At 57.7% G+C, this 20,521-nt stretch carries 20 protein-coding genes and 1 tRNA gene; 4 read left to right on the forward strand and 17 right to left on the reverse strand.

The window, feature by feature from the left end:
- Positions 1 to 76: 76 nt before the first annotated feature.
- From ehuB to FKM97_RS03795, 3 genes are read right to left on the reverse strand one after another with little or no spacing between them, the layout of a single operon-like run.
- A complete protein-coding gene (ehuB, locus tag FKM97_RS03785) occupies positions 77 to 946 on the reverse strand; it encodes an ectoine/hydroxyectoine ABC transporter substrate-binding protein EhuB (RefSeq protein ID WP_143957770.1) in 870 nt (289 codons plus the stop codon).
- A 58-nt stretch (positions 947 to 1,004) separates the two neighbouring features.
- Positions 1,005 to 1,712 carry a cysteine hydrolase family protein gene (locus FKM97_RS03790; protein ID WP_246104914.1) on the reverse strand — a complete coding sequence of 236 codons (708 nt, stop codon included), beginning with the start codon at positions 1,710 to 1,712 and terminating at the stop codon, positions 1,005 to 1,007.
- On the reverse strand, positions 1,709 to 2,014 hold the full coding sequence (locus FKM97_RS03795; protein WP_143957771.1) for a GYD domain-containing protein: 306 nt from the start codon (positions 2,012 to 2,014) through the stop codon (positions 1,709 to 1,711). Before FKM97_RS03795 ends, FKM97_RS03790 begins: the two co-directional genes overlap by 4 nt.
- Before the next feature lie 573 nt (positions 2,015 to 2,587).
- Here FKM97_RS03795 and FKM97_RS03800 point away from each other — a divergent pair.
- Positions 2,588 to 2,779: a DUF3606 domain-containing protein gene (locus FKM97_RS03800; protein WP_143957772.1), complete on the forward strand. Its 192-nt coding sequence runs from the start codon at positions 2,588 to 2,590 to the stop codon at positions 2,777 to 2,779.
- Between the two features lie 5 nt (positions 2,780 to 2,784).
- On the opposite strand, the gene FKM97_RS03805 is transcribed toward FKM97_RS03800, so the two are convergent.
- The gene (locus FKM97_RS03805; RefSeq protein ID WP_143957773.1) at positions 2,785 to 3,012 is read right to left on the reverse strand and encodes a cyclase; all 228 of its coding nucleotides are present in this window, start codon (positions 3,010 to 3,012) and stop codon (positions 2,785 to 2,787) included.
- Positions 3,013 to 3,225: 213 nt separating this feature from the next.
- Between FKM97_RS03805 and FKM97_RS03810 the strand changes: the two genes are divergently transcribed.
- Positions 3,226 to 3,531, forward strand: a complete 306-nt coding sequence (locus FKM97_RS03810) for a hypothetical protein (RefSeq protein WP_143957774.1) — start codon at positions 3,226 to 3,228, stop codon at positions 3,529 to 3,531.
- A gap of 150 nt (positions 3,532 to 3,681) precedes the next feature.
- Here FKM97_RS03810 and FKM97_RS03815 read toward each other — a convergent pair whose 3' ends face one another.
- From FKM97_RS03815 to FKM97_RS03855, 9 genes are all read right to left on the reverse strand, one after another.
- Entirely contained in the window at positions 3,682 to 4,056 is a 375-nt protein-coding gene (locus FKM97_RS03815; RefSeq protein WP_143957775.1) for a hypothetical protein, read from the reverse strand.
- 951 nt (positions 4,057 to 5,007) lie between these two features.
- On the reverse strand, positions 5,008 to 5,232 hold the full coding sequence (locus FKM97_RS03820) for a hypothetical protein (protein ID WP_143957776.1): 225 nt from the start codon (positions 5,230 to 5,232) through the stop codon (positions 5,008 to 5,010).
- Positions 5,233 to 5,497: 265 nt separating this feature from the next.
- Entirely contained in the window at positions 5,498 to 5,638 is a 141-nt protein-coding gene (locus tag FKM97_RS26200; protein WP_170240726.1) for a hypothetical protein, read from the reverse strand.
- 1,262 nt (positions 5,639 to 6,900) lie between these two features.
- Positions 6,901 to 7,542: a flavodoxin family protein gene (locus FKM97_RS03825; protein WP_143957777.1), complete on the reverse strand. Its 642-nt coding sequence runs from the start codon at positions 7,540 to 7,542 to the stop codon at positions 6,901 to 6,903.
- Positions 7,543 to 8,319: 777 nt separating this feature from the next.
- A complete protein-coding gene (locus FKM97_RS03830) occupies positions 8,320 to 8,763 on the reverse strand; it encodes a VOC family protein (protein WP_143957778.1) in 444 nt (147 codons plus the stop codon).
- Between the two features lie 168 nt (positions 8,764 to 8,931).
- The gene (locus FKM97_RS03835; protein ID WP_143957779.1) at positions 8,932 to 9,147 is read right to left on the reverse strand and encodes a hypothetical protein; all 216 of its coding nucleotides are present in this window, start codon (positions 9,145 to 9,147) and stop codon (positions 8,932 to 8,934) included.
- A 551-nt stretch (positions 9,148 to 9,698) separates the two neighbouring features.
- On the reverse strand, positions 9,699 to 12,278 hold the full coding sequence (locus FKM97_RS03840) for a DUF3987 domain-containing protein (RefSeq protein ID WP_143957780.1): 2,580 nt from the start codon (positions 12,276 to 12,278) through the stop codon (positions 9,699 to 9,701).
- A complete protein-coding gene (locus FKM97_RS03845) occupies positions 12,275 to 12,739 on the reverse strand; it encodes a hypothetical protein (protein ID WP_143957781.1) in 465 nt (154 codons plus the stop codon). Before FKM97_RS03845 ends, FKM97_RS03840 begins: the two co-directional genes overlap by 4 nt.
- 1,129 nt (positions 12,740 to 13,868) lie before the next feature.
- Positions 13,869 to 15,164 carry a site-specific integrase gene (locus tag FKM97_RS03855; RefSeq protein WP_143957783.1) on the reverse strand — a complete coding sequence of 432 codons (1,296 nt, stop codon included), beginning with the start codon at positions 15,162 to 15,164 and terminating at the stop codon, positions 13,869 to 13,871.
- 87 nt (positions 15,165 to 15,251) lie between these two features.
- Between FKM97_RS03855 and FKM97_RS26205 the strand changes: the two genes are divergently transcribed.
- Positions 15,252 to 15,354, forward strand: a tRNA-Arg gene (locus FKM97_RS26205).
- Positions 15,355 to 15,448: 94 nt separating this feature from the next.
- On the opposite strand, the gene FKM97_RS03860 is transcribed toward FKM97_RS26205, so the two are convergent.
- Positions 15,449 to 16,339 (reverse strand): lysophospholipid acyltransferase family protein, encoded by an 891-nt coding sequence (locus FKM97_RS03860; protein WP_143957784.1) that lies wholly within the window; start codon positions 16,337 to 16,339, stop codon positions 15,449 to 15,451.
- A gap of 300 nt (positions 16,340 to 16,639) precedes the next feature.
- Here FKM97_RS03860 and FKM97_RS03865 point away from each other — a divergent pair, with 300 nt between their 5' ends.
- A complete protein-coding gene (locus FKM97_RS03865; protein WP_205014722.1) occupies positions 16,640 to 17,860 on the forward strand; it encodes a glycerophosphodiester phosphodiesterase family protein in 1,221 nt (406 codons plus the stop codon).
- Positions 17,861 to 17,901: 41 nt separating this feature from the next.
- On the opposite strand, the gene FKM97_RS03870 is transcribed toward FKM97_RS03865, so the two are convergent.
- Genes FKM97_RS03870 through FKM97_RS03880 form a run of 3 tightly spaced genes read right to left on the reverse strand, consistent with a single transcriptional unit; the run spans position 17,902 to position 20,519 of the window.
- Positions 17,902 to 18,732, reverse strand: a complete 831-nt coding sequence (locus FKM97_RS03870) for a phosphodiesterase (RefSeq protein WP_143957786.1) — start codon at positions 18,730 to 18,732, stop codon at positions 17,902 to 17,904.
- Positions 18,733 to 18,756: 24 nt separating this feature from the next.
- Positions 18,757 to 19,587, reverse strand: a complete 831-nt coding sequence (locus FKM97_RS03875) for a carbohydrate ABC transporter permease (protein WP_143957894.1) — start codon at positions 19,585 to 19,587, stop codon at positions 18,757 to 18,759.
- Positions 19,587 to 20,519: a carbohydrate ABC transporter permease gene (locus FKM97_RS03880; protein ID WP_205014682.1), complete on the reverse strand. Its 933-nt coding sequence runs from the start codon at positions 20,517 to 20,519 to the stop codon at positions 19,587 to 19,589. Before FKM97_RS03880 ends, FKM97_RS03875 begins: the two co-directional genes overlap by 1 nt.
- Positions 20,520 to 20,521: the final 2 nt, after the last annotated feature.

A 20,521-nucleotide genomic window follows, 5' to 3' on the forward strand; every position in this document is an offset into this window, starting at 1 on the left:
TATCAATACGCGAGGTGAGCGTCAGCCGACGCGGTCAACGGGCTGCCAAACCATTTCATGCTGCTCCCCGAGGCCCTCACGGCTTGCAAAGCTGTTCAAGAGATTTCACCCCCATAGCAGGGCGAATTTCCTCTTCAGTGAAGCCAAATGGCCGGACCAACGCCAAATGCTCGGGAGTACCGACAAAAGCATTAAGATGCTTATTGAACTCTTCGTAAAAGTCCTTGTCCTCCATCCGGAAACCGAGTCCGCCGAACCCTAAAAGCGGTTTGCCGTCCTTCTCCGGCTGGGTAAAGGGCACAGCGCGTTCCAGGGTTGAATCCTTGGCCTTGTCAAGCAGTGCTTGGTTCCCGATAGCTGTGGATCCAAATCCATCGATACGGCCGGTTTTGACACCTGCAAGTGCACTTTCAGGAGTGGCGAAATAGACGATCTGCCCGTCTGTGATCCCATCGTTTTTCATGTGATCGATGTTGCCGGTACCGCCTGTCAGTACACCGATTTTGATCTCTGGGTTGGCAGCGACATCCTTGTAGCTGTGAATATTTTTTGGATTTCCCGCTTTAACAATTACAGCGTCGCCCACAGCCCAGACCGGATCCGTAAAAAGTATCTGTTCACAGCGACTTGGCCGAATATACATTGTGCTGTTGACATCAAAGCGCTTCGCAAGCAGGCCCGGGATCAGCGACTGGAATTCTGTCAACACGCCAACAACTTCCGTGATCCCCATTTTGGCCAGGATCACACGTGCGACTTCGGTGTCTGCGCCTGTTAGCTTGCCTTCCTCCGAGAAGCTGTAGGGAATTTCATTCGTGAAGCCCATTGTGACATAACCTTGAGAACGAGCTTTCTCGAGTGTAGTCTCCGCTTCCACCCCCTTGCCCCCTGCCAAGGTGGTCGCTACAAGCATAAAAATTGCAATCAAAGAGCTGCGCGTCTTCATTACTTCGTCCCCTCTGAATTCAATAAGCTTAAACTAGAAAAAGAACTTTTTGTGCAGCCTATGCCACGTGCATCAACTCTATCGAAGAAATGAAGTCGGTCGACAGTGCAGTCGTACCGAAAACCCCGCTGGGCTTGCGCATCAGAGAGAGTGCCGCGTCGTGGTGATCTGAGTTGGCACTGCCGATGCAGTCAGCCAATACAAGACAGTCATAACCGCGATCCAGTGCTTCTCGCAAAGTTGAGGTAACGCAACAGTCCGTAGTGACGCCTGTTAGCACAAGATGCTTTATGCCCCAGCTTGCCAAGGTTTGACCTAGTTCAGTCGAAACAAACGCACCATAGCTGGGTTTGTCGAAAACTGCTTCTCCCGGGATCGGAGCCAACTCCGACACGATGTCCCATCCAGCTTCGCCGCGTATCAGAAACCGGCCGTGGGGCCCAGCATCTCCGATGCTTACGGCATCATTCGGAGCGCCACCAATTTTCCATGGTTGCAGATCCGATAGGTCTTGGGCATAGCCTTCGCGAGTATGTATTACGCGGCAACCCCACGATCTTGCGGCAGTTAAAACATTGCGAATTGGTTCAATAGGAGCACGTAGCCCCGCCAAACTGACACCGAGTGCGTGCATGTAGCCACCAGGGCTGACAAAGTCGTGCTGCATATCGATAACAACAACCGCCGTCGTCTCGGGACGCAAGTCTCCTTTCAGGGGGAAAGCGTGTGGAATACCTGGGACTTTGCGGGTCGACATAGGTTTCATGTGTTTGTCTCCGGAATTTTCTCCAGAATCGATGACCATTCACTTTCATCGAATGCCGGTAGAATCAGCGGGTCCACATAACCGTCCCTACGTGCGGTCATCACATACTGCATCATAGATGAGTCATCCGGCATTTCGAAGATCTGCACGAGATCATAAGACCCCAGGGTGGCAAACAGCTGGATGCTTCGCCCCCCCACACTTTCGACGCGATCGCGACTAATTTTAATACGATCTCCAGTGTTCTTTATTTCACGAAGACCTTTTTCGGTAAATTTCATTAAAGATATAAAATAAGGCATTTTTCTTAATCTCGCGGCCCTTTAGAGTGGTTTATTTGGAGATCATTTGTACTTGACTACAGGCGTGACCAGGAAACTCATGGAGAACTTAATTGCTCCTAATGCACTAGTTTCTGAACCTGGAGATAAACTTTAAAGTAGCACATTCGGGTCCGCTCGAGCGTTCTTCAAACCCATGGTAGCGGGAAACTTGTGCATTGCATCATGATAACGCCTCTGAGATCAAGCCAAATGAGCGTGGAGCACCATGAAGATGCCGAGGAGTGCCTCCTCGTGCCAAGAATCGAGGTCCTGCTCAAAAAGGCTAGTTGGGGTGCAGCGGGTCGGAGATAAATCATCTAGACATGCGCGTGATAGCTTTGATGTTCTTGCCATTGATGTGAACGGCAAGGCGATAGCCGTCCCATTTGATCTCATGGACCCATTGTGGGCCCTTGGGTGCTGACGGAACCAGCGTAGGCAAACATGGTTCTATTCGCGCAGGCAGCTCGTCTTTGCGGCGTGGCATCGTCAGCCCTCAGTGGACGTTCCCCGAGGTCAACTTATCCGGTCGCTTATTAACGGAGGTCGAAGATGGCAGACGACAAGAGCAAGACAGACGCAAGTGATCGGCGCATGGTGTCGGCCGAGCAGGACTATGAGGTCCAGCATTTTGCCAAGAAGCACAATCTGACCACTGAGGAGGTTGTCGCTCTCATCGCCATCCATGGCAACGATCGCGCGACTCTTGGGGCGGCAGTGCAAAAGCGCACTAAGACGGCCTAATAGGTCTAGGTGGTCTCACTCAGAGGGCGCTTATGCGCCTCCTCGATGATTTTTTTGTTTAAAATGCGCACGCTGCCGACCATCAAAAGGCGCATGTCGCGGACGATGTAATCCGCCAACTCCTGGTCGCTAATGTCGTCACCCTCAATGTCGAGGCGAAAGCCTTGACCCTGAATGCCTCCACCATTTGAGAAATCTATTTCAAAGTCGAAACACACGCGCTTTTCGGTCATTGGCTCCTCCCGAAATCGGAGGATAATGCGAGGGGTTGCATCGGTCCATCGTCAGGGCTGCTCTAGCCATTGGCAAAGCAGTCCATTCTCTTGGCGTCTGTCGGTGAGAAGGCGCGATCTCGCTGTGTGGGGCCAATCTCGGAACGGTGGTTGGGCGGTCTCGTTGCGCTTACTCATCCGGGACCTCTATCATAACCCCCTGAGGAACATGAAATGCCCGGTCGCAGGGATCATCCGAATATCGAGATGCTTAGAGACAGAATTGATGGCGGGGGAACCAACGACAAGGTCAAGGGGTCAGATCCCGCGGCTGCGCCCTTAGGAACAGATGAGGAGGCGGGAGGCAATCCTCCCTCAGAGGCCGAATTTGCGGTCGCGCTTCGTTACGAGCCCCCACAGATCGAAACTGATCCAAGCCGCACCAATGGGCGTATCAATGGTGTAGTAGGATATGGTCTCCTCACCACGGTCATCGCCATTGTTTTGCTCTCGGCTCTTGCCTGGGGCCTGTCCAGATGAGAGCGAGTATTTTCCGGTCTCAGCCGGCCTTGAGTGTCTTACCATTCTCAGGGGGCGGGCTTCGGTGCAGCGGCAAGGAGCAGGCTTGCCCGGCACCACGAGGATCTCGGGCTCTGCTGCATGTTCTTCGCAAACTCTTGTTCATAGGCATCACCAGGCCAGCACGCGGCCGAGCGTTGAGAGGATGAAGGCTAGAATCACGGCGTGCGTCCCTCTCGATCGTCCCTCAGCCGCGTCAGCAACGAGCGGCCGGCGAAGACCATCACCCCCGCCCCATGCCGACCATGATGCGGGGCAAGCCAGGGCCCGACGATATTGGATATCTCCCGCAACACGGACACCACCTGCTCCACCACGCCACGTCTCCTGCGCCTGGTCGAGCAGCGGCTTGGCGCGCGAGACGATGCCGGTGCCCACCGCGACAGCCCCAGTGGTAAGGCCTCGATTGCTGTTCTTCACGATCTTTGAGGCGATCGGCGCTCCCGTCGCCCGTTCCGGAACAATGGGCCTGGGCTTCGCTGTCACGAACAGCGCCTGAATGTTGGCGTCATCCGATCGGCAGTGATCGGCAGCGGCTCGACCGCCCCCGCTTCACCGCAACCGGCCAACGATAACCCAGTAGATCCTTCGTGGAATAGGGCAGGCACAGGAAGCACCAGCAGAGGCAGGCAAACGAAGGCTACCGCCGCCACCCCTAGGCCGGCAGGCCAATGCGTTTGGTCATATTCGGACTCACTCGCTGTTGAGAATGTGAACTAGGGTTGTCGACTCAGGCCAAAGGAGCAACGATGCTGCTGTTGATGGTGTTTGTGGCGTGCGGGCTGTTTGCTGCGGCCATGGGGTTTCTCTGGGTTCTGGATCGCAGACGACGTCATCGGGAGCGCTCGCCTAACTTCCGAAGACGAAGGAACCGTACGCGCGAACCGCTTATAAAGGTCAATCAGCCTGGAGAACGGCCGGAGGATCCTGACATCTAAATTTTCAAGGAGTTTCGGCCTGAAGCCACAGGAACAGCAGGGGCAAGAAGACACCGACGGTTATGATGGCCTCAGCGTTGATCCAGTGCGCGTCGTAATACGGCCGTTGATCGCGCCGAGGCGGTGAGATGGATGCCGGCTATCGTTCACGCCTACTCAACAGGCCGAAAAGGGCGTTCTCATACATCCCCGGCGGCCGATCGAGGATGCGATAGATCAAGGACCAGCTGCACTCAGCGACCCCACAGGAATGGCAATGCCGACGATGAGGTAATCCGTGCTCATGAGATGGCATTGACGCACAGCCTTCAGAGCAGCTGGCGCATAGGTTGCCGCACGGCGGTGGCGACTAAGAACTGGAGTGCATGCGCAATCGTCAGGAGCAGTGCGGTTGGCATCGTCACTGCCGCAATCCAATAGAGGACAAGCAGTACCAGGCCGGCCCAGACCATTCGGCTCCGAGCAAACTGTCGAAGCGCAGCTGGCATTCTTACCGCCCCTATATCCGCTCAAAAACGCCCGCTGCGAGACGCTCGGCTTCCACAATCCTAGCTAACAGCCAGCCAGTGCTCCGCACCTGCAGCTCGGCTGAAGCCATCGCCTCATCGGTGATCTTGCGATGATGCTCAAATGCCCGATCCAGCTCGCGTTCATGCGAGTAGGTGCCCCAGAGACTGCCCATGTCCTGTTGCCACCATGTCGGAGGCCAAAGGTCTGACCTCATGTTGGATCCTCAGTGGGGAGCGAATTTGCCTTGCCTCGCTTGGGCTAGCCACCGCTGACCGCGAGGGTGTCCATGCCGATAGTGCCGTCCAGGACGTCGATCGACTTGGTATTGACGCATACGGGCCTTTAACCCCGTAGAGCACTTCCATCGCTTTGGCCTGGGCGCGGGTGTTTTCCTCGACAGTCCTAACCACTGAGGCCAGCCATCGGGCCCACGTTTATTGGCTTCAGCGAAGGCCTCTGTGGTTCGGCTGCTGCTGGCATCAATGGCAGACGCGGCCTTTTGGTTCGAGCGGTGCAGTTGGACGATATAAGCCGCCTGGCGCCACCACCATCAGAACCATGATGGCAACGACGACCCAGGCGCCGGCCTCGAGTGCCATAACCTTAAGCAGTGCATCCATTTTATCTAGAAGCTCATCTGTTGTGCGGAAGCCAGAAACAGGCGTAGCGTGGCGACGATGCTGGGAGTTTTAGCCTCAACCAGCATTGGCCGGCGGGGCTGGCAATCATGCCTTATCTCTCCGCTCCGCCGGCATTCATACCGCCGGCAACCTAAGACTCAAGTTGCAACTTATAATAGAAAGCGCAGTATCCGCCGGTCCTGACGCCCGCACGTCCAGGACAAGCGCCGGCGGAAACTGGTCTTCCCCCCGATCTCGCAGTTTCCGCCGGTCGCCGCTGGCTACTCAGCTGCGCCCTTGTGGATCAACCCTGAGGTGTAGTAGCCTGTGAAACGATGTTGAGAAGTCGTGAAACCCTTCTTAATATCGGCCGGCGGAGTTTCAGATAGCCCCCAAGCAACATGCGGCTCCGCCGGCACCATTCAGGTGATCGTTGCTGCCATCAGGAAAAGATCATCCAGTGCGGCACTATCCAGCCCGAGCGCTGGTGCCATTGCCAGAAGCAACGGATGATCGTGCTCACGGTCGATGTGAACTCCCACTCGATCTTGACGGGCCACCCCTGCGAAGCCACAAGGGCGTTGACTTGGTCGAGCAGTCGAGCAGTCGAGCGGCATCGAGCGCGAGCTTTGCCTGCTTGTTCGTCAATACCATCGCCGGGAGCGGCAGCACCACCTCGGCATCAAGCGCTGCCGCAAGCGCGGGAAGATCTTCGTTGATTGTATCTTGGGCAGCGACCCACACCTGATAGGCATCAGTGACTTCGAATGTCTCAGGATCGTGCTTCTGGAGGCTCGCCGGCGCGGATAATGGCACGGGCTCAGTAAAGAACCACCCACGCAGCCGATGTGCTCCTGAGCAGCATGCCATGCAGTCCAGGCAGGATGAGATTCGGTCCCGGTTTGAACCCCGGTCTCTATACCATAGACCGGGACCGTTTCGGGCGTGCCGTCCGAGTTGGGTTCAGCAACACGCTTGGCATCTTCATACGCCTGCACCCGGGTAACTGCCAAGTCGATTGCAGTACTCATCACCAGAGTTTCCCGTGCTGCGGGATCGGTGCATGGGATCGCATCCGCCTCGCAGACCGGAAAGCCCGCACGCAGAGACCAGACCCGCACTAGCTCGGGTCGCCGTAAGTCAGTTCAAGCATGATATCCCCGTCAGGCCGCGATGCCGTCGTCCGCTTGCCATTCAACCCGCGACGACCACACAAGGCGCCTTGACGTCGGGAGGACACCGTTAATGCAGAAAAAATGAAGCTATGGGGAGGAAGGCCATACGGAATTGTCCCGCGGCGTATCGAATCTATAATCTGAATAGCTTTGAGAGAGTATCTCCCTTCCCAAAGCCTGCGCCGCCTTCACCGGATTGCGGGGATCTCGAGCAACTTCTCCGCGGGCGTTACCCACTCCATGAACCAGACCGACGAATGGAGAATGGGTGTAGCGCGCAAATTCCTGGATCTGATGGACTATTCCCAGCGCCACTCCCGGATAGGTCTCCTCCGAAACCACTACAAGCCCTAGCCGCTTGCCAATCATGCCTCGTCTGGTTTCTTCGGAATGTGGGGAACCGGATTGGTAGTAAGTAAATGTTCGATCGAAGAAGGCCTTCAGTTGAGCCGACATACCGTACCAATAGACAGGCGTGCAGAACACCACGCCATCCGCCGGCAGGAACTTCGTAAGGAATAGCTCGCCATAACGGTCTTCAGGGGGCTGCGTGTGTCGGGTATCGGGCAGCATTCCGGAGATATAGTCGTCGACGAAGCACAAGGTCGCATGGATGCCCGCCTGGCGCGCTCCCTCTGCTACCGCCTGGCCCAGCAATGCACTATTACCATCGCGACGTGGGCTGCCCACAAGGATAAGGAGCTTCTGTTCCGCATGATCTGATGTCATCGAATATCCTATAAGGCGCAATCAAATGAAATTCACAGCAGACATATCTGAGTTTCCCTTTGTAGGGGCAAACCCCGGATCTCTCACCCGGTCTTTCTGCACGATAAGTTGCCCACATGAGGCGCAACCCGACTGATGATTCACGAAGAAAATGAAGAGTATGGTTTGGCGCGGCGATCGCAACATGGAGTTTCAGGAATAACGCACCAAGTACATTGCTGAAGCGGCTCCTCGGCCTTCATTCCGCGACAGAAGAGCCGCCAGCGGCGTCTTGGGGGCGTTAGAGAAGCGGCCGGCGGCATGACGGGTTCAGATCGTCCGGTGGGATCATGGCTGGGATGAGGAAATTCCGCACCACGGAGCAAAGAACCGCCACGATCAAGATGCTTTGCTCGGGTTGACAGGAATTGGCTATTGCCCTGTGAACGCTTTACCCCCAACGGCTACACGCTCAGTCTTACCCTCTCGGAACACGCATTCACCGACGTATGAAACGCCTGAGCGTTCGATTCGCAGCCGAACGCTACCGTTCAGGGCATCACCTTGCACGTCAGCTTCGACGACCTCCAATAGGCTAAGGTCATGTCCCGTTGCTCTTTCGATGGCCGATTCACACTTTGATCGTGCAGTCGCTATCGGACTGTCCTCTTTTAGCATGGCCCAGCCCGCCAAGACGCCGCACACCACGAGAATTGCGACCACTCTCCAACTGATCATTTGTTCCGAAACCTTCGGGGCGCCTTCAATGCTCTTGTTCCCCCATGGGCGCAGATTATTTCACGACAGATTTGTCGCGCGTGTCGCTAAGATCACTCCAACTTTGTCGGCCGTGTCATAATAGGTGAAGCCGGTACCATTCTTCCTCCGCCCCCTCATTAGCGGCGAAAGTCCGTTTCCGTGCGCCTCTTGTTCGGCTGAGTTCGCATCTGGGACCTCGAATCCGATGTGAAAGACACCTTCTCCCTTCGTGTCCAAATGAACCCTCTGTGGCGTTTGCTGCTTTCCCGGTTGGCAAAGCTGGAGCTGGACATTGGGAAGATTGCAGATGCGGTATTGCAATGCCATGAACGCCGCGCGATCGGGAACCTCCAGTTCCTCGTACTCGGTCAAAGGCGGATAATCCTGCCAGGGCCCGATGCCGATAGACTCGTAATGCGCTTGCGCCTTATCGATGTCGTGAACGACGAAGCAAATGTGATGCAGCTTATCGAAGTTGCTCACGGAACCCCTCCTGACTGGTGACCTTAGGTGTTTGCGAGATCAACTGACACGAGTCGAGGAAGAACGCGAACCGCTACAAATGTGAAGGTCCAAAATTGCGCCGCTTTAGACCGGATCTGGGAGGACGTGTCGCTAGAGGCTTTCACTGCCGAACTTCCTGAACCTCACCTAGGCTTCGCTGACTTGGCTCCCCCAGATAAAATTCCAACCACTCTGTTCGTTCTGGGCCATGACACTGCACTCGCTGCCCTTTTCTGTTGCTTCTTTTGCAGCATCGATTGCTGCGGCGCAGGCAAGTATCCAGCTATCAAATACGTCAGACGTTTCATCTTCGACCTGATAACGCCATCCGTCTCTGTCAACCACGAAGAATGTTTTTGCCATAGATCCCACTCCTGCCTTCGGGGCGGGAAACTGACGGGCAGACGAATGGATGCGGTGTGCAAGTGGGAAAGGTCAGGACGCTAGTTTCGTAGCGTACCGTTGCGGCTGCAGTTTCATAAGGGACTATGCGGGGTACGATCATATTCTAGCATCATCGGACAGTTGTCTCCCAGCCAGGTTTCACCGGCGGAATTCAGCAGCTGAGCGGTGGGGTCGAGCGCCACAGTCGTGGTTTCTATGGCGGAAGGTTCGACCGATGATTGTCCGATCTGTTACGTCCGCTTGGAAAGCCGTTTTTGCAAGAGAACCGCCGGGTACGTTTGGGCCGGCACCCCTTCAACGGATACTTCAGGGCGTCTTTTGCTCGGTTCGCAGACGCCGAAGAGCAGTTGCCGCTGTCAACACCACAGCCCGCTAGTCAAACTGTCACCGCTGTCACTTGCGCACACGATAGGCATTTTTTACTCTCTCTCTCTCATTACTATTCCTTCCATCCCCGTGTGTGCGCGCAAGTGACAGCGGTGACACCGACATCACGGCTGTGGTCGATCTCAACCGCGTTCAGCGCGCCGTTGCGCGCCGTCGGCGGCTATGGCTTGCCGGGTGCTTAGACGGCGTTCTGTCTCTTCCTGCGCAATCGCGGCGAAGCGCCCGTCGTGTACCTTGGGGTTAACGATCCAGCGTGTGGGCGGCCCGTATTTTTTCGTGTCGGGCAGCACCCATCCATCCGTCGCGAGCGATTCCATCACAACGCGCAACAGGTCGTCCTTATCCTTCAGCCGCTTGTATGCCCGCTTAATCTCGCGCGCCCGCACCTCCGACGACACGTGGGTGAGGATGTAACCGGCGATCCATGCCCGATCACTCTCGCTGGCGCCCTGGTCCATGACTGCGTCATAGAAATAGCGTTGATGCGGGTAGGCGTACTCTTCGATGAACTTTCTCGCTCGGGCGGCAGTGTCGGCGCTAATTACGGCCATGGGCGTATCGATCAGGTCGCTCCAAAAAGCTGCCCATTCGAAGAGGTGGAACACTTCAGCTATGCGCGCGAACTCACCCTCAACCTTGTCCGCCCATTGCTGAAGCCCCTCGGGAGCGCCGCTGTGGCCGGTTACGCTGCGGGCAAGATCCTCAATCCGGCGGCGTTCGCCGTCTGCCTCAGCAGCGAAGCGAAACGGCTGCGTGAACTCTGTCGGCGCCAGCTTGCTCAATCGGTCGTATGCCTCTGTGATCTGTGTTTTGATTTTTTGATCAGGCTGGCGGTCAACACGTTCGGCGCTGGAGCAGTTGCAGATCAAAAAGCGCTGAAGCAACCCGTCTGTTTCAAGATTCGCCGCTAGGGGCTTTATCTTGGCCGGCTGAATGGCGCCTAAAACGCAAACGGCGCCGCTCGGTACGAAGATGGGTTCCGACCCCTTGCGATCGACGCGGATAGGTTCGCCGTTTTTCAAGCCGAGCCACTGGGCCCGGTCTTTGCTGGCCGTACCTTTGTTCGCCCTATAGGCGTCCATGCTGCCCAACCATGAAGCAAGCTCGTCCTGGAGGGAGAGCACTCCCTCCGGGTTGTGCACGAGGATCGGTGCTAAGGCCTCTGTGGTCGTATCTGAAACGATCCTTCGCTTCTGGACCGGTGCTTTGGGCGGTGTCGCACCAGTGCTTTTGGCCTGCTTAAACTGGGCCTCGCTAGCTTTAAACTGAGCGACTGCCTCCGCGTTCTTCCTGGCGAGTTGGGCATCGATGGCCGAGAGCGGTCGAAGCATCTGCCGCATGGTAGGCGATTTGGCGACCCCAGGCTGACCGACTAGTACCGCCCAAAGAATAGGTCTCTCGCACCAATCCGTGTTGTGCTGGAGCACCTGGACCTGAAACTGTGCCGAACACGCTCCGGTAACCGACAGTAGGCCGGCGAGAGCGGTCATCGATGGGTCAACTCCGAGCCGCGGCGCTTCATCTAGCGCCCAAGCCTCGAGCAAGTCTGGGAGGCAGCCGGTTGGGATCCCCCGTGGCTGCGATCGTTCTAACCAAAGGTCTGCCGGGTCAGACCACTCACCGCAGAAATCCTCGGCGGCTGTGGCTCGCATGGCGCGGCCATCAGATGGTTTTCTAAAAGCCCGATCAATGTCAGGCCTGAGAAGATGCCAGCCTTTCTCAATGAAACGAGCTCCTATCCCCTCAGGGTTAGCTCTGGCCAGGGTCTCAGTCTCGCCTTCTGTGAGGCCTAATTCCTTCAGGCTCTGGAACACTCCGTAACAAGTCTCGCTTAGGTCCTCGCCAGGCTCCGGCTGTTTCGTAAGCCGGTCCAACATATGGGGAGAGAGGCTGGTTAGAAGTTGCGTCAGATCCCTGTCTTCAAGCCGATCGACTACGTTTGCTGCGGAAGGCTTGCCCGCCGCTTGATTGGTAAGGTACTCGTCGACGCGGAACAGCGCCCAGAGACGCTCAAAGCTGATCGCATCCTGTTCCAAATCCCCGACCAGTGGCTCGCCGGTGGTTTCCCAGTTCACCAGAAACGGGGCCACGGAGCGACCCTTCTGGACTTTCTTCTTGCTGGGGCGATTGTGGGTCGAGGGAGGACGCCAAACGTGCGAAACGTCGGACGCTGTAGGATCCGAATTAGTACGCCGCACCATCGCCTGAGCGAGAGGCTTCGCTTCCTTCGTTGATAAAGGCCGGTCGAAGAGAAGCCCGACCTGGTAGTGTCCGGGGCTCGTTTCGAGCGCGTACGACGGGATGTCCTCCCCATACTCCGGGATGTGATACCGCCAGTCATCCCCTGCCTGTAGCTTATCGAAGTCTACGCAGAGACCGAGGACACCGACGACGTCCGCCTCTCCACCTGCCTTCCCAGGGGGAAGGTCATGTCGCATCACAGCCAGCGGGACATAAGCGTTTCGCCCCTCCTGGCCGTCCAGCTTACAAATGCTGCCGATCATCCCTTCAACGTCCCCGACGGCGTGATGCCGAATGACCGCCGGCAACGCCGACCCTAGGGGGAATTCGCCAAATGAGGCGACCACAAGCTTTCCTTGGCCGCGCAGAGGCGCGGCGAGCTCATGCAGGGTCTCCACGAAAACACGCAGTGGCGATTTGTCGAGCTTGATCGCCTCGGCTTCAGCTGTGTCGGGGCTCATTGGGTTAACCCTTCTGCCGATCCATGGAGCTCGTAGTCGATCGCGTCCGGCTTTTGGATGAGCCTGCAGATCTGGCGCCAAGTAGGGAATAGCGGCCACGCCACTTGGATCAAGACAACCCGGCGGTTATAGGCGAGGTTCGGGGGAATGGCCGGGGCAAGCAGACCTTCAGAATCCAACCCGAAATCCGCATAGACAATCGCGTCCGCTTCTCGGGTTACGCGTCCGAGCGTTTCCGGGTGAAGGTGCCAGGGCAAAACAAGCGCCCCGTTTTTCGGGGTCGGTCCGGAGATAAGGGTTAGTACACTGTCGAACTTCGTCAGGTAATTCCACTGTGGGTCAGACAACAAAGAGTCAGGCTTAAACACCACAGCTGCAGACGCGCCGCCTGGGTAAGGTTGAGTGATGATTTGGGCAAGCTTACATTGACCAGAATCAACTGTTCTGATAAGGTTATGCATATCCGGTGCTTTCGAATGCGACCCGATCAGCCTTGTCCCAGCTGATCGGGTTTTTTCATCTCAGGTTTACCGGATGCCGCGACCTTCCGAATACGTCGGCTTTACACGTTAAGGGGTGGGGTTCAGCTTGACGCTAGCGTCTCAGCGGGCTCGACAATAACGACTCGCCGGCCCGCGCCTAGTTCACGGCTGAGAAGACGCTTCCAAGGCTCAAGCAGGTGGCTAGGGGAGCGGAAAACAACCTGGCTGTTCGCCGCCCAGCAATGGCTTTGAACGAGTTGTCCGTTCACGGAGATATCTCTGGCTAGTACCACACCCTGGCACAGGGCAAGGGCAGTTCTAATGGCTGATAGCCGGTAGTCCTCGGGGCCGCCAGTTGCTCCTGGGTACAAGTCCGCGGGTTCGCAAGAGAATTCGATCTCGACCCGGCCTCCAGCCTGAATAAGGTCAGCTGGCTTTATCGATCGAAAGTTTTGAAGCATTCGAGCGGTTATTGGCTCTCCAGGGCCAAGCCACATCCGCAGAATTCCCGGGGTGATCCCTCCGGCCAACAGTTCAAGCAGTACTGGGCGGCCAAATCTCCTGGCTTCGGCCCCCTTCGCCTGTTCTGCCTGCGAGAAGGGCGCCGAGGGAATTGTCTCGAAGGTCGGGGCACCTCGGCTGCCTTTTGCTCGTCGTCGCTCTCTTGGGGCGCTCATCGATCAAGCTGCCTGGCTGGTTGAAGCGCGGGTCTGGCCCTCAAGCCAAGTGCGGACATCTTGGGGGCGATAGAAGACTAATCTGCCTACCTTCAAGAATTTAGGTCCTCTGCCACTTACCCGCGCTTGTGCGAGAAAGGATTCAGACACGCCGAGCCAAGAGGCGACCTTGTCTGACTTTAACAGGCAATCGGATGGTCCTAGTTCTTCAAGCATCGACTTACCTCTGGGTGCGAGTTCGCCCATAAAGGTAATAGAGAACTACAAAAAAATCAAGTTATAATTGTATTTGTGATGTTTACAACTTGTGTGATGCTGACAAAAGTCACGTTCATTCTTGGAGGTGCTTGAGTTTGTTTGTAAACGCGGTTTCAATGGGATTGCCGCTCGCTATGAAGAAAGCAGGAAGCGATAAGCTGTAATTCCCTAAGCTACTTCGCAGCCGGCCTGAGCGGGGTGACCTCCGCCGACTTCCCGCCATCCATGGCAGCTGAAATCCGCCCGGCGATTGTCTCAGAAGCGCGCCGCAAAGGATCCGACTCGAGATGCGCGTACCGCTGAGTAGTGGCCGCCTGCGCGTGCCCGAGCAGCTTCCCGATAACGGGAAGGCCGAGATTTGCCCCGGCTCCATAGCTGGCAAAGGTGTGTCTCAGATCATGGACACGGACTTGGTCCAGACCGGCGCGCCGGCTTACGAGGGCCCAAGGACGCTTGAGATCAGATCGGGCGCGCTCCGCGACCCCTCCAGCAGGACGTTCGCCTTTGATCACAAACCGCCCCTCATGTGGAAGCGAGGCAAGGACGGCTACTGCTGGCGCGTTCAGAACAATCGCCTTAGCTCCTGTTTTGCTGTCAGGCAGCAGCAACAGACCGCGCTCAAAATCAACGTGACTCCATTCAAGGTGGAGGATTTCCCGCAGGCGAGCGCCGGTGAAAATAAGAAGTCGGATGGCCGCAGCAGCCTCCAGAGAGAGTTTTGTGCGTCGGTTCTCCTCCTTGGCCATGTGTTTAGAGGCAGCTTTGGTCTCGTCAAGATCCCAGGGAACGCCGTCTGTCTCACCTTCACGAATGGCGGCCCCGAGGCGCTCCATTTCATCAATGGTTAGGAACCGCTCCCGCCGGCTCTCTTTGAACTTCTCAACGCCTCGCGCGGGGTTATAGCCTTCAGGGACCAAGCCGTTCTTGCTCGCCCAGCTGTACATGCTGCTGACTACTGCGACCATCCTATTGGCCTGAGCACCACCCATCTTGAGGTGAAGCCGCGCGATGTCGGCCCTTATGATCGAATCTGCCCGCTTGCTCCCGAACTGTGGCCGCACATGCTTCTCGACCAGCCATTGGTACCAGTCCTTGGTGGACGCCTTGCGCTTCGGGGCGACATGCTCTTTCAGAAACGTATCGGCCAGCTCGCCGAAAGACAGCCCCTCGCGCGCGCTTCTCTTGTCGGCGACAGGGTCGCGGCCTTCGCGCGTTTTGCCGTGCTGGATGCTCGCTTGCTTCCTGGCCTGCTCAGGCGTCATTGCGCCATGCTTGCCTATATGCAGCTGCCGGAGCGTGCTGGCCGCGGTTCTGTACCGAAGCACGTAGCTTTTTGAGCCTGAGGGTTCCACCCGGAGACCGAAGCCCTTCAGCTCTGTGTCCCACAGAGTGTAGCGGGCAGCCTGTGGCTTGGCGGCGTCGACCGTCCGCTTCGTTATCTTCGCCGTGAGCTTCGCTGCTCGGGTCATCGTTCGGTCATCAAAATTGAGCCATCTGGGTGTGTATCAGTGCGTTTCAGTGTACAGTCGAGTGGCTCAAGGATCCAGGGAAATCGAGGGATAATCGGTAGTACCCAGCAGAGACCGCTATCTTCTGTGATACCCGTCCGTAAGATTCCTAATCTGAGGGTCGCACGTTCGAATCGTGCCGGGGACGCCAACAGTCCAGTGCGTTAGCTTCCCTTCAACGGTTCCCATCGGCGATGTCCGAATGCGCCGGAGTCGGCCGGGTCGGGCTCCGGGCTCCATGGCGCTCAGCTCCAGTTGATATGCGCCGGGAAGTGGAATTCGTCCGAATAGTGTGGAACGCGAGCCGATGTTCCGAGCTCATGACCCACGTCCAGCGTCCGGCGGCGGAGCTCCGTCATGAAAGCCCGGCGGCCGGCAAAGCGCTCCCAGTATGTGTAGGGAATGGGAACGCCGATCCCCACCTTAAGGAGGCTGTCCATGCGCCGCGCGGTTTCATGGAAGAGCAGCGACAGTCGCGCGCTGTAGCTCATGTGGCTGGCGATCTGAAACAGTCTTGAATTTTGGCCGGTGAAGTAGATCGGCACGACGGTCGCCTGGGCGCCGCGGATCAGTTTTGCGGTGAAAGGATGCCAAGGCGGATCGACGGCAATGCCCTTGAAGGGGTTTTGACAGGTGGCGACGCCCCCACCTGGAAAGATGCCGATGGCATGACCCTCGCCGAGCCAGGCCTGTGCCGTTCGACGGGAGGTGAGGTTGATGGTCTGAGCACCGTCGGAACCAGAGAAATCGACCGGCAGCAGCCACTCCTTCACCTCTGGTGCCTGACACAGAAGGGCATGCGCGAGGACTTTCGTATCTGGTCGGGCCTGCCCCGCCAACCAAGCCAAGGCAATCCCGTCAAGGACACCGAAAGGATGGTTCGCGACAAACACCACCGGTCGGTCCGCAGGAATTGCCTCTAGTCGGCTGGGATCGAAGTCTATCCGAACTTTCAGCAGTCGGATTGCAGCGGCGAACAGGGTTTCTTCCGTCTCCGGACCAGCATGAATGGAGTCATAGAGCCTCTTCAAACGAGGCTGGCCGCTGATCTTCTCCACGGCCCGGATCAAAACCCGACGCAGGACAGGGTGATCGGATTGTGAATAGGTAAAGCGGACCAGAGAGTCGGAGTGCATCGCCAGGCACCTTGTCCTCAATGCGTGTCTCTATCGCCTAGTCTCCGATTCAAACAATCGCGTGACGGAGTGCTCCGATGCTCAGCAGTTGCGATTGCTATCCGTAACAAAAATCGAGCTGTGCGCTCTGGGCCACTGCGTCTGGCCTCCTTGGTCCGCAAGTTTGGCGGTGAGGGCCAAGATTTCTTAATGTCATTGAAGTGAGACGTTACTTTCGTTCAGGCGAATTAGGGTCGGTCGGTGCGAGGCAGCCAATGCGAGGAACCGATGCGCTACGGACGTGTGCCACATTTCATGATCATGCTTGCGGGGGCATGCGTGCTATCGGCCCAGACCCTCGCTGCAGAGCAGGGTGGATCCCAGGCGCAGCTTGGACCCCGCCCATTCTTCCTCATCGATGACCTGGAAGCGGGAGAGCTCAAGGACCGATTGAGCCAGTGCGAGGCGGGCCCTTTCTACAAGACCGATTTCTCCATCGCCCACCGGGGAGCACCGCTGCAGTTCCCTGAGCACACGGAGCAATCCTACCGTGCCGGCGCAAGGATGGGGGCGGGAATATTGGAATGCGACGTGACCTTCACGAAGGACAGGCAACTTGTCTGCCGCCACGACCAATGCGACCTTCACACCTCGACCGACATCCTGTCGAAGCCCGACCTGGCCGCAAAATGCACGAAGCCCTTCGTCCCCGCCGATCGAACGTCGGACGGCAAGGCCGAAGCGATGTGTTGCACCAGCGATCTCAGCCTTGCGGAATTCAAGTCCCTGAAGGGAAAGATGGACGGCGCGAATCCGGCCGCCTCGACGATTGAGGACTACATGAAGGGCACCCCGCCATGGCGGACGGAGCTCTACGCGACGGACGGAACGCTGATGACCCACAAAGAGAGCATCGCCCTCTTCAAGTCCTTGGGTGTCAAGTTCACACCGGAACTCAAGGCGCCCAAAGTCGCCATGCCCTTTGAGGGCGACTACGCGCAAGATGACTTCGCCCAGCAGATGATCGACGAGTATAAGTCGGCCGGTGTGGATCCCGCAGACGTTTATCCGCAATCATTTCAACTGCGCGACGTCCTCTACTGGATTGCGCAGGAGCCTGAATTTGCCAAGCAGGCTATTTTCCTGGATGACCGCGATGAGACGGTGGAAGGTTTCGATGCCCAGGACCCCGGAACTTGGACGCCGGGCATGGCGGAGCTGGCATCGAAAGGCGTGAAGATCATCGCCCCACCCATCCATGTTCTCGTGACTCTGGATGCGACCGGAAAGATCATACCCTCGGCGTATGCGAAAGCAGCCAAGAGTGCCGGCCTCGGCATCATAACATGGTCCCTGGAGCGCTCCGGAACTCTCACGGACGGCGGCGGCTATTACTTCCAAAGCGTCAAGGACGTCATCCGCAGTCCGGGCGATACTTACAAGGTCCTCGATGTTCTCGCCCGCGACGTCGGCGTCATGGGGGTGTTCAGCGATTGGCCGGCCACCGTCAGCTATTATGCGAATTGCATGAAACTGAACTAGTGCTGATCAGCGGCACGGTCCTTTCCCTTGGACCGCTGCCCTCATCCGACAAGTTCCCGGATTTGGCTCTCGAGAGGAGCCTCGGGCTCATACGAATATTTGGGATTGCTGTCCAAGAAGTCGTGGAAATGGACAATGGTCTGATCCTGGTCGAGAAAGGCGATGGCATAGGCCGGAGGCTCGAGGCTGCAGATGCTTCCCGATTGCTCGCTGAAGTCGAGCCATACCTGGTGGTTTGTGCCGCGAAGCGTGTGGAAGGGAATGCCCCGCCAGCTTCCGGCGATCGGACGATGGACATGCCCCGCAAAAATGTGACGGACATTGGGGAAATCCGCCAGGATTGTAGCGATCGCCTCACTGTCGCGCTGGGCATATTGGTCGAGTTGCGGCAGCTGGATGAGGAAACACGGATGATGCATGAACAAGTAGCACGGTGCCCCCTCGGCCGCCTCGAGTTCGGCTCTCAGCCAAGCCTGGCGGGCTGAGCAATAGGCGCCGCTATGGACACCTTCATCCGTTGTGTCCATGAACACCAGTCGGTGACCTGAAAGATCCATCGTCGACTGGATGAAGCCGTTCGGGTCCATCGGGGTCTCGGGAAAGACGTCGCGCAGCATCGAGCGATCATCGTGATTTCCCGCGAGCAATCGCACCGGCATCCGCAATTCGCCCAAGGTCTCGGCCAGGAGCATGTAGGCCTCACGTTCTCCGTAATGGGTGAGGTCGCCGGTTACGACGCAGACGGCCGCATCGGCGTGGTTGGTGTTGATGTCCGACACGCAAGCCGCGAGGCGGGCAATAGGATCCGCCCCGAAAAGCGTGGCTCCATCGGGGACCAGATGGGTATCGGTGATCTGGATGATTTTCGGCATGAGATTTTCCCTCTTCTTTGCGGATCAGCCCTTGAGCGCACCCATGCTGATCCCCTCGATGAATCGGCGCTGGGCCATCAGAAATGCCAGGACCAGCGGTGCAGTGATGATGACGGTCGCCGCCATGAGCTCCCCGTAGCTGTCGCCGGCCTCTGCCGAGCGAAAGCCCAGGATGCCGAGCGGCGGCGTGTAGAGTGCTTGCGACCGGGTGACGATCAGCGGCCAGAACAGGTCATTCCAATGGGCGACTACGGAGAAGATGCCGAACGCAGTCGCCGCCGGCGCCGTCAGAGGCAGGACCACCCGCAGGACGATGTCGATCTCGCTCAGGCCGTCGAGCCGTGCCGCATTGATGAGATCGTCCGGCACGGTCTTGAAGAACTGCCGGAACAGGAAAATTCCGAACACGGACGCGGTGAATGGGGCGATCAAGGCCGTGTAGCTGTCCAGGATCTTGACGCCGGAGAACATGAGATAGATGGGAAGGGATGTGATCTGGATGGGGATCAACAACCCGAACAGGACAAGCCCGAACAGGGCTTCACGCCCCCGAAATCTGAGCTTGGCCAAGGCATAGGCGCAAGGGGCCGCAAAGAGGATCTGGAAGAACAGGATCGCAGCGCAGACAAACAGCCCATTGGCGACGAAGAGCATCAGGGGCTGCATGTCTAGGGCGCGCGTGTAGTTTGCCAGACCCTCCAGGCTTGAGGGGAGCAGGTTCAGGCTGCCGGTGAAGATCTCGCTGGTCGGCTTGATGGAGAACGCCACCATCCAGACGAAGGGGAACAGAAAGGCCGCGGCACCGAGGCCCAGCACCCCCATGGCGATGCGTGTCCAGATGGGGCGCATGCGCATCATGAGTAATGCACCTTCTTCTCCATCATTCTGACCTGGAGCAGCGTCAGGCCGAGCAGAATCGCCAGGAAGACGAGGCTGAGCGCCGAGGCATAGCCGATGCGGAAGAAAACGAAGCCTTCCTGGTAGATCGTGTAGAGCAAGACTTCCGAGGCGCGCCGGGGGCCGCCTTGGGTGAGGGTCGCAATCGTGTCGAACACGCGGAACGACCTCAGGAACGAGATGACGACGACGAAGACGAGTGTCGGGCCCAGAAGCGGGAGCGTGATGTACCAGAACCGCTCCCATCCGCGGTCGGCGCCCTCCACTGCGCCCGCCTCGTAAAGATCCCGGGGGATTGCCTTGAGGCCGGCCATGAACAGGACCATGTTGAACCCTGCATTTTCCCAGATGCCGATGACGGCCAATGTGGGGAGCACCATCCGGGCATCACTGAGGAAGTTCTGTCGCGGCAGGCCCAGGAGCTGCAGGGCGGCGTTCACGGGTCCGAGGGTCGGATGGAGCACGAACTCCCAGACGACGGCCATGGCGACCGTGGTCGACACCACCGGCAGGAAGAACGACGAGCGGAAGAACGCCCGCCCGCTCGGCAAAGATTCGATCGTCACGGCGAGCCAAAGTCCGAGAGCGACGGAGGCGGGTGTCACCATCAGACCGTAGCTCAGGGTGTTGAGCGCAGAGATCCGGAACACCCGGTCGCCGAAGACCTCGGCAAAATTATCGAGGCCGGCGAACCCGAAACTCGCCTGACCCATTTGCCCGTCTGTGAAGGCCATGACCACCACGGCGAGCGTCGGGCCGACAACGAACAGCACGATGGCGATCAGGCTCGGTGTAGCGAGCAGCCAAGCGGCGCGATGCTCGGCCAATTGGGCGGGCCGGATGCGCCGCATCCGCGCGCTGGTGACATCCCGTGTTGCCGCCAAGCTCATGG

This window comes from Rhodoligotrophos appendicifer (genome assembly GCF_007474605.1).
Classification (GTDB): domain Bacteria; phylum Pseudomonadota; class Alphaproteobacteria; order Rhizobiales; family Im1; genus Rhodoligotrophos; species Rhodoligotrophos appendicifer.